This window comes from Methylophaga sp. UBA2012, assembly GCF_002335235.1.
Lineage (GTDB): Bacteria > Pseudomonadota > Gammaproteobacteria > Nitrosococcales > Methylophagaceae > Methylophaga > Methylophaga thalassica.
The window spans coordinates 36552-46194 of sequence record NZ_DDCG01000016.1; the positions used below are offsets into that span (position 1 = coordinate 36552).

Annotated in this window: 7 protein-coding genes; 6 read left to right on the forward strand and 1 reads right to left on the reverse strand. The window is 41.0% G+C overall.

Features of this window, described 5'->3' with window-relative positions; all coding sequences use genetic code 11:
• Positions 1-185: 185 nt before the first annotated feature.
• The gene (locus B2248_RS12320; RefSeq protein ID WP_273178508.1) at positions 186-2033 is read left to right on the forward strand and encodes an autotransporter outer membrane beta-barrel domain-containing protein; all 1848 of its coding nucleotides are present in this window, start codon (positions 186-188) and stop codon (positions 2031-2033) included.
• Positions 2034-2235: 202 nt separating this feature from the next.
• Positions 2236-4095 carry a M48 family metallopeptidase gene (locus B2248_RS12325; RefSeq protein WP_273178506.1) on the forward strand — a complete coding sequence of 620 codons (1860 nt, stop codon included), beginning with the start codon at positions 2236-2238 and terminating at the stop codon, positions 4093-4095.
• A gap of 42 nt (positions 4096-4137) precedes the next feature.
• Here B2248_RS12325 and B2248_RS12330 read toward each other — a convergent pair whose 3' ends face one another.
• The gene (locus B2248_RS12330; RefSeq protein WP_273178504.1) at positions 4138-4611 is read right to left on the reverse strand and encodes a very short patch repair endonuclease; all 474 of its coding nucleotides are present in this window, start codon (positions 4609-4611) and stop codon (positions 4138-4140) included.
• Between the two features lie 66 nt (positions 4612-4677).
• On the opposite strand from B2248_RS12330, the gene B2248_RS12335 reads away from it, so the two are divergent.
• From B2248_RS12335 to B2248_RS12350, 4 genes are all read left to right on the forward strand, one after another.
• A complete protein-coding gene (locus B2248_RS12335; protein ID WP_273178502.1) occupies positions 4678-6495 on the forward strand; it encodes a DNA cytosine methyltransferase in 1818 nt (605 codons plus the stop codon).
• Between the two features lie 142 nt (positions 6496-6637).
• Positions 6638-8473 (forward strand): hypothetical protein, encoded by a 1836-nt coding sequence (locus B2248_RS12340; RefSeq protein WP_273178500.1) that lies wholly within the window; start codon positions 6638-6640, stop codon positions 8471-8473.
• Between the two features lie 15 nt (positions 8474-8488).
• Entirely contained in the window at positions 8489-9238 is a 750-nt protein-coding gene (locus B2248_RS12345; RefSeq protein ID WP_273178498.1) for a hypothetical protein, read from the forward strand.
• Positions 9235-9636 carry a hypothetical protein gene (locus B2248_RS12350; RefSeq protein WP_273178495.1) on the forward strand — a complete coding sequence of 134 codons (402 nt, stop codon included), beginning with the start codon at positions 9235-9237 and terminating at the stop codon, positions 9634-9636. Before B2248_RS12345 ends, B2248_RS12350 begins: the two co-directional genes overlap by 4 nt.
• Positions 9637-9643: the final 7 nt, after the last annotated feature.

Consider the following 9643-nt stretch of genomic DNA (forward strand, 5'->3'; position numbering starts at 1 on the left):
TTTGATTTTAACTCATTGTTTTTAATATGCCTTTCGTGGGGATTGGTCAGTGGCTGCCCCTTTGTTCGACCCGTTGATTTTCCCCTTGATTTTGTTACTCCTACACTGATATTTTTCGCTCAACTTAATCCGTTATATAAATCAATCTACACGGGCAATTCTCTATTTTCTAAAGGCAAAAAAAGGTGAAAGACCATTACAAAGGGACATATGTGGGCAAATGGAAAGTATCTCTTCTACAGAGACCCGTCGTGCTGGGGATGGCACTAATAGGAACGGCATCAATTATTCCCGATGATGCGTTCGCAAAAAGTGCAGGCTGTACGAATTGGTCATATACGGGAAGCACAACCGCCGTATCCTCTGTGAACTCGGCGCACGAGGTAAACGAAACGCCGAAAATCAAACTGACAAACAACAATGGCTACGGCTTGCCTTATGTCTTTACATACACAGACATCGCCAACGGCAACCAGACGGTCACGCGGAACGGCACAGTCAATGCCAACGATACAGTCACCGCGACAATTACCATCCCTCGCGACACCACTAGCGGCCGGCTGAGTCTGGTGGTCAATAATGGCAACGCTCCCATCCTTTCAATCGAATTGTCATGCGACGAAGCGGTAGAGCCGGTTCCCGGAACAACCGAAAAAAGTCAGTCCACAACATCTTCGACCGTCGTGTCATCTGTGTCACGCTCCCAGACAACTGTGATCTCACAGAATATTGGTGCCCGGCTCTCCGCTGTTGGCACATCGGCTGGTACCGCAACGGGCGGCTCGACCTCTGGCGGCGGAAGTGTAGGAAACAGTGGTGACAATGATTCAAATGCCGATTTTTTCTATGACCCGGCTTACCACCGCAGCACCAGCAGCAGCCTGACTGAGGATAACAACGGCCTGCGGCGCATAGCCATGATGGGCAGCTTCGACAGCTCCACCGGCCAGGGCATGCACCTGCTTGGCCTTGGCCCGACCGATCAGGGAAATAGTGGCGGCGCAAGTGGCATTGACGGACGGTCTGCCTTTACCACAACCACACCCTTTACCGTGTGGGGCCATGGCTCCTTTACCTCGGTTGATAACGACTATGTCAATGGCACCACCGACAACCGCTATAACGGTGATGTCTGGGGCTATAATATCGGGCTCGATTACCGGTTTACCGATGCCCTGATTGCTGGTGTATCACTTGGCTATAACGACACCGATCTGACTACGTCATTCAACAATGGCAGCTATAAGGAAACCGGCTGGGTTGTCTCGCCCTATGTCATTTACCGGCCGATGGAAAACCTGACCATCACGGGCGAAGCCGGATACGGTATGGGCGACATTGATGTCACCCGCGACAATGGTGCAGTATCAGGCAACACAGAATCCGACATGTGGTATGCCGCATTCACTGCGTCTTATAAGGTCCGCCCAATGGATACCTTGCCGGCATCGCTCACCTCGTCTCTGGCATTGATCGCGGCGCGTAAAACCGTCGATGGCTATACCGAAAGTGACGGCACAAACAATGCGACAATCCGATCTAACACTCGTCAGATCAAACCGTCGATCGAGGCCGCCTATGACTTCAACCCGACCCAACATTTGACCGTCACACCGTTTCTTGAAACCGGCCTGATTTATGATTTCACCGATGAAATCAACAATGACAAAACCGCGTTTAATATCGGCGGCGGTGTGCGTTTGTCTAATACCTTGACCGGGCTCAATGCCGCGCTGGAAGGCAGCTATCTTGCCGGACGGTCTGATTACACCCAATACACCATCGGCGGTACTGTGACTTATGGCTTTGCCCTGAGGGGGCAGGATGGACGTGCAATGGGGATTGTTACACCGTTCTTTACCAGCAACCTCAACGAATATGGCAATCAGCGTATGCGTACTGGACTTCGCTTTAACACCGGTCGACTGACCAGCGAACTCGCACTTAGCCATATGATGTCGTTGGCTAATGACGATGACAACCACAACAGCGATACAAGTGCTATTGAAATCACCATGTCATTGCCGCTCTGATCGCAGATCGCACCGGGATCAATCAATACCCTCAAAGCAAACGCCCCCTGTATTCCCGGGGGCGTTTCGCTATCTAGTGAAATAAATCATGGTGTCAGCCAATATGGTCATGAAACAAGAATTAAACTGACTGCTCCCTTGATTCTTAGCTTTGTTGTAGTATTCAAAAATCGGACATACTTAACTAAAAGGAATTAGATAAATGGGACGTCTTAGTGAAGAGCAGTTTATTGAGTTGGTACAAAAAGCTGAGCGAGATTCATTTAAGAGCCCGGGTAAATACAAGCTTCAATTAGCATTATTTGCATTGCTTGGTTATGTCGTTATTTTTTCAGTTCTGTTTGTCTTGATTGTTTTGGTGGGCGGCACAGTTGGCATCGCGCTGTTGAGTAGTAGTATTTTCTTACTATTACTTAAGAAGAAACTCATATTTATGATTCTCGCGGCAATTTGGGTTTTTCTTAAAGCATTGTGGGTGAAGTTTGAACCGCCTACGGGTTATCGTTTAGAAAGGAATTCGTATCCAGCGCTTTTTAGCGAGATAGATCAGTTAACCCGATCGTTGAAGTCATTAAAAATTCATCAAGTATTGGTGACCGATGAGTTAAATGCGGCTGTAGTACAAAGCCCTAAATACGGCATTTTTGGTGGTCAGCGGAATACCTTGATTCTCGGTCTTCCTTTGTTATTAGCTTTATCTCCCACAGAGATGCGTGCCGTGCTTGCTCATGAGTTCGGTCATTTATCAGGTAATCATAGTCGTTTTTCAGGCTGGATTTACCGGGTACGTATTACCTGGAGTCGCATCATGAATTCGTATGAAAATACGGATTCATTTGGTGCATCAATGATGCGATCGTTTTTTGATTGGTATGCACCAAAGTTTTCGGCCTATTCATTTGCACTTGCGCGTAATAATGAATATGAGGCAGATGACATTTCAGCTGAGCTCACATCACCAGAAACGGCTGCAAAAGCCTTAGTTAATGTCTATGTTTCTGCGCCTTATATTGAACAGGATTACTGGAGTAAATTGATCAAAAGCGCAGATGATAGCGCTAGCCCACCGAAGACTCCATTTAAAGATTTGGCTAATTTTTTAAAACACAGCCCAATTGCACGAGATGAATTTGTAAAGCGTATTGAAAAAGAGTTAGAGGTTAAAACGCATTATTCAGACACCCATCCAAGCCTGAATGACCGGGTGAGATCGTTGACCAGTGAATTTGTTATACCCGAACCAGTTAAACATAATGCGGCTGAAGTTTGGTTGGGTGATCGTTATCAAGCGGTGTTAACTCACTTTGATAAAAAGTGGTATGAGGATAATCGCCAGGGTTGGAAAAACCGCTATGACTATGTACAAAATGCCAGAGCATCAATTGTCGGTTTCAAAACAAAACAGGCTGATGAGTTAACCGATGATGAGTTATGGGAATACGCCAGTTACACGAACGAGTTTGAAGATGCTGAAGCAGCCTATTCACTGTTTAGCCTTTATCAAAAAAGACATCCAGACAGTATTGGGGCGGCTTATTATGTTGGTAAATACTTGCTCAATAACAATCGTCCAGAGGGCCTGTCACAATTAAGAGTGGCCTTCAAAAGTCCAAACTTATTAACGGAAGTGGCTAATTTAGGCTACAACTTTCTCATAGAACAAGGCGAACAGGACAAAGCTGAAAAGTGGTGGCAAGACGCAGCCGATGCATATAAATTTCATCAAGAAGTGTATGAAGAACGAGAAAATATCTCCATCGATGATCACTTTAAGTGGCCAGAAATTGGCGATGAAACACTTGAACATCTGAAGAAGCGATTAAAGTCTCAGAAAAATGTTGGCTCAGTCTGGTTAGCCGAAAAAGTCTTAAAGCTGGATACGTCTGTACCCGTTTATATTATTGCCTTTTCACCAAAGGGCTTCTTTACTCGTACCGATAACGCTGCACAGAAAGTAGCAAATGCTTTGAATTTGGATTTCCCCATTTTTGTTGTATGCCTTAAAGGGGATTCGAAAAAATTTGGCAAGAAAATTAAGGCGATTGGAAAGCGGATACTTTAAAAGAGGAATCGAGAGGGCAGCGGTTTTATTTTGGTTTAATTATCAAATTGGCTGACGCTTGATTTTCTTAGAGTCTAATTCTGTGGATGCATGGTACTCTGCTAACCAAGACTCTACGTATTCAGTCAACTCAGGCAGTGGTAATTTATTTTTACCTTTTAAAGTACACTCCCAGATTGTTAAAGTCCTCCAACCTAGATCTTGAAGTCTTAGAAGTGTTTTCTTATCCCTCTCAATGTTGGATGATATTTTCTTTTTCCAGAATTCAGAATGTGTTTTTGGCCATTTGAAGTAGTCACAGTCATGCCCATGCCAAAAACAGCCTTTTATTTCGATGATAGCTTTAAATTTTGGAAAAACAATATCTGGTCGACCGGGCAGAGATTTATCGTGAAGTTTATATCGAAGTCCTTTTGCGTGGATTGCTTTCCTTAAGATCAGCTCAGGTTTTGTATTCTTACTCTTAATTTTTGACATATTGAACGATCTTGTTTTGGCGTTATGTACGTCTGACACGATTCAAGCTCCATATGATTATTGGACCTGGTATTATCTTATGAACAATTAGTAGATCGGTAAAAGATGAAAGCAAAAAAAATAAAAGTAATTGATTTGTTTGCTGGGCCAGGTGGTCTGGGCGAAGGTTTTAGTAGTTGTAGTGATAACTCTCCTTTTCAGATTGCAATGTCTGTTGAGCATGAGAAGTATGCCCATCGAACTTTAACACTAAGAGCTTTCTACAGAAAGTTAACGAAAGAAGAGCGAAATAAATTTTATTACCCGTACATAGAAAGTCATGATGAGTCTGAAAAAATGCAAAATTTTCAGATCATGATCGGACAGCTCAAGAAAAAATGGAGTGAGGCTTTGTATGAGACCATGGGAGGGCCTTGCGCGTTGGGTAATCCGGAGAAATGGAAAAAAATCAAGGCAGGCGAACCATTATCAGCTAAAGATGATGAGCCGACAGAGCATGAGTTGCTCATTATGAAGAGAATTGATGAGATTAGAAAAGAGCATAAAGGTCCATTAGTAGTAATAGGTGGTCCACCTTGTCAGGCATATTCCGTGAATGGAAGGAATAGGGTTAAAGCAGAAAAAGACTATTCACCAGAAAGTGATGAACGTTTTTTTCTGTATCAAGAGTATCTCAAGGTTCTGGATAGAGCTGATCCTGATATTTTTGTCATGGAAAATGTTGAAGGTATTCTCACTGCTAAATTAGCAGATGGAAAGTTTATATTTGAAAAAATTAAGCAAGAACTTGTTATGCCTGAGCGCATTCGCAAAGAACAATATGATATCTACTCATTCGTAAAAGAGCCGGATCAAAAAGCAACTACTCAGAATGGTCCAGTGTATATAAAGAACTCCGACTACGTCATAACTGCTAGTAAGTATGGGGTTCCACAAAATAGAAAGCGAGTCATTTTGTTGGGAATCAAACATAAGTATGGCTTGATAGATGATTATCTGGAGTTGGCTGACCCTCCTCCAAAGACTGCAGACCTTTTGACTGGTTTGCCAATATTGAGAAGTGGGATGAGTGATGAGGTAGATGATGCTAATGCTTGGTTACGAAATTGGTATAAGCATAAGAATGAGTTGATTACATTGTTATCTGAGCCAAGAACTGCAGAAGATGTTGCATTTGGAATATGTAGAAGAAAACTCGAAAGTAGCAAGCTATCTAGATATCAGATTTTTCGGATGTCTGGCACTATATTTACCGGTGACTACTTGAAGCTTCGCAGCCACTATCTTAGTGCATACTCTAAAACGTTAAAAATTTTGATGAGTTGTGATGATGGAAATTTTGTAGCGGAAGGTGATGGAAGAGGTAACAATCTTTTTTGTCGTGATTCTGAGAAACAGTCATTATTTACTAATAGGTTCAGACAAAATTATCCCGATTTGTACTCATGGCTAAATAGAGACATCCAAGGTGCGGTAAACCATGTGACAAGAGGACACATGAAAGAAGATCTGAAGCGATATATGTTTTCTGCAGCATGGGCCTCTGCTCACGAACAAATGGTTAGTCCATCACCAAAAAGCAAAGATTTTCCATTGCCACTTTCTCCTGAGCACGGAAACTGGAACACAGGTAATCATGCAGACAGATTCCGAACAGTTAGCTCACAAACTGTTCCTTACACCATAACTAGTCATTTGAGAAAAGATGGTCATGCTCAAATTCATTATGATCTTGCCCAGAATCGTTCTTTGACTGTTCGAGAGGCAGCAAGAATTCAGACTTTTCCCGATGATTATTACTTTGAAGGTAGTCAGGGATGGCAGTATCAACAAGTTGGAAATGCAGTTCCCGCATACTTAGCTAAAAAAATTGCTTTACATGTATTTCAACTTATAAATAAAAAAATTATTCGAAGGAGTTGAGTCAGCTTTCCTCTGTAGATTGGCTTCATATTACTTAAAAGTATGTATGTAAAAGATAAATTTATTACAGATGTAGAAAGAAAACGAAAAAAGCGATAACTTAGAATTTCAAGAACACTATCGCTAACAACAGGGAGCTGGTATGAAATGGCATTTTCCAAGAGTTTCTAAGGATCAGGTTGAAACTGAAATTACACAACGCGATCAGTTTGATAATGATGAGTTACAGCTTTCAGAGACAATTGTTAGAGAAGCAATCCAAAATAGTTTGGATGCAGCATTAAACGAAGATGAGACTGTTAAAGTTACATTTACGTTTTTAGATATGTCTAGTGGACTTCAGCAAGGCTTTATGGAAAAACTTTTATCAGAACAACAAGAACATGCTCGAGCTTCACGTCTCGATCTAACAGCTTTTGATCCCCTAAATCCTTCAGCATTGGTTATAGAGGATTTTGGTACTAAAGGTCTAACTGGCTCTGTTAGAAAAAAAGATAATGATAATTTTACTGACTTTTGGCGCAGACATGGAAAGTCCCACAAATCAGGTAAAAACCGTGGCCGTTGGGGACTAGGTAAACTTGTTTATTCATGCACTAGTCAAGCTCGGGTTTTTTTTGGCCTCACTAAAAGGCAACAGGATGAATCATATCATTTGATGGGCCAAACGGTACTAGACCTCCATACAATTGATAATATTGATTATACGCCCCATGCTTTCTTTTGTGATTTAGAAAAAGAAGATGATCCTCTAGAACAGTTTCCTATCCCTGTTCAGGACAAAGCTTTTGTGGATGAATTTGTAAAATATTTTGGCCTTGAAAGAGGAGGGAACTCAGGTCTCTCAATAGTTATCCCATATCCTAATAATCTCAATAGTGATCGTATGATTGGAATTACTATTCAAAACTACTTTTATCCAATAATTACAAAAAAGCTTGAAGTTAGAATTAATACTACTCATATAAGCTCATCAAATATACGTGAGCTTGCACATAAACATGCGCATGAACACTTTTCTCAGATAGATACACTTTTTGACTTTATTGAAGAGGCCTCATCGCGAGACCCTGCTAAATTATTGAGAATGAAAGAGAGTTGGACAAAAGATGAAAAGTTAGATGAGGGTGACTTTGAACCTGAAGTCCTTGCTGAAATACGAGAACAATTTACTAACGGAGAACTTGTTTCTCTTCATATGCCCATATCTATAATCAAGAAGGATGCCACATCATATTCAACAGGCTTTTCAATCTTTATCAAAAGGCCAACTGATCTTGATAAAGGACTTGATTTGTATGTTAGGGGGGGGCTAACGCTTCCATCTGAAACTAAGTTCAGAGAAAGAAGGGCTTTAGGTGTTCTTGTCGCCGAAGAGGAACCCATATGTGCTTTCTTAGGTGATGCGGAAAATGCCGCACATACACTATGGACAACTAATACAGAAAAGTTGAGGAAAAATTATCAATCATCTCAACGTTCTGTAACAATGATAAAAAAAGCTCTGGTCCAACTATATGATTTGCTTGCTGATGTTACTGAAGAAAAAGATGAAAATGCTCTTAATCAATTCTTTTGGTTTCATGAACCAGAAAAAACAGCCAAGAAAAAACGACCTAGAGTACCCAAGCCGCCTAAGCCAATAATAATAAACAGATCTAAGCCTAAGTTTACAGTTAATCGTGTGAGTGGTGGGCTAATCCTTAAGCAAGGAGAAGGGCTCACTGATGGCGATCTCCCTAGGAAAGTTTCTCTTAAATTGGCTTATGAAGTATCCAGAGGTAATGCGTTCAAAAAGTGGAGCCCCTACGATTTTGATACTGGTAAAAATAAAGAGATCAATAAATTAGTATCTGGTGGTGTAGATATCGATAGTGCAGGGGGACAGGATATAGTTTTTAATATAACTTCAATACCTTTCTATATTGAAGTAAGCGGTTTTGATACTAATCGTGATCTGAAAATTAGGGTTGTGTAGAAAGGAGGGGGATTCATGTTAAGAACTTTCAATTACACAGGCAGACATAAGATTCTTCAAAATGAAGTGAGCTTTGAAGTTTTGGAGGAAAAAGGACAATCGTCACCATGTTTTAATGTTAATTTCGAAATTAATCAAAGAGACATGCCCAAGGATGCAAAGCTATATGTTGAGGCTTGGTACAAAGAGACTAGGCAAAGATTTGATTTTGGTACTTTGGGTCATATCATTCCACCAACAGATAGGCAATTGAATCAACTAGATCTTACTGGTACTGCAAACTTTCGAGTCTTAGTGGTTGATGAGTCGTCTGAGCATGCTTTGATACTTGCTTCTGGTGAGGGGTTCAGGTTTGATTTCAATGATGAAGAAAAATCAAGCCTTTTAAGTGTCAGAGCTCTACCCCTTGATAATCTCTGCTGGAAACTTGATTTTGATGACCTCGATAAGCCAGAGTTGATTATAAATAATAACATACCAAATGCTCTGGAAAAAATGCGTTCAGATCCGATATTTCAGGCTCTTATATTGCCGTCTGCAATGAGCCAAATACTGAGTAAATATCTGTTTTCCGAAGATGTAGATATTGATAGTGATGGTTTTAATAAATGGCTAGGTTTTAGTCAGAACTTTACTGATTCTTCTCCCATAGAAATGGATATTCAAGAAAGGGAAAAATGGCTCGATGATGTTATTGAGCAGTTTGCCAAAAGGTTTGAGTTCTCAAAACGACTCATAGATGCATACACGGATGAAGAGCAATGAAAATTAGAAAACTGACTGATTATGGATGCAAAGAGTTTAACGAATATATATTCAGACTAAGAGATGGAAGTACAGAGAATTTTCCTGCTTATATGCTTACTCATCCAGACATGAGTGAAGAAATCCCTGACGCTGTAGACATACAAAATCATTATTTCCGGTCAAGGTATGAAATGGGAGAATATCTCGTTGAAATAATGAATAAAATCGATAATCAGAGGTATATAGGTGATCGCGGCTTATGGACTTGGATTGCACTTTTTTGGTTCGAACAATTATGTCCGGTTCGTAGAGATAAGACACGAAAGGCAAGTATGCCTTACAACTATATTCTTAGCTCTGATTACAAACATAGATATAGACACTCTGCGTATATTACATGTGTAGTGGTCAACTAATTCCGGA

Bases quoted from the DNA above. Each gene is read 5' to 3' on its own strand.
- B2248_RS12345 (WP_273178498.1), top strand. From the start codon at position 8,489: ATGTTAAGAACTTTCAATTACACAGGCAGACATAAGATTCTTCAAAAT.
- B2248_RS12325 (WP_273178506.1), top strand. From the start codon at position 2,236: ATGGGACGTCTTAGTGAAGAGCAGTTTATTGAGTTGGTACAAAAAGCT.
- B2248_RS12350 (WP_273178495.1), top strand. From the start codon at position 9,235: ATGAAAATTAGAAAACTGACTGATTATGGATGCAAAGAGTTTAACGAA.
- B2248_RS12340 (WP_273178500.1), top strand. From the start codon at position 6,638: ATGAAATGGCATTTTCCAAGAGTTTCTAAGGATCAGGTTGAAACTGAA.
- B2248_RS12335 (WP_273178502.1), top strand. From the start codon at position 4,678: ATGAAAGCAAAAAAAATAAAAGTAATTGATTTGTTTGCTGGGCCAGGT.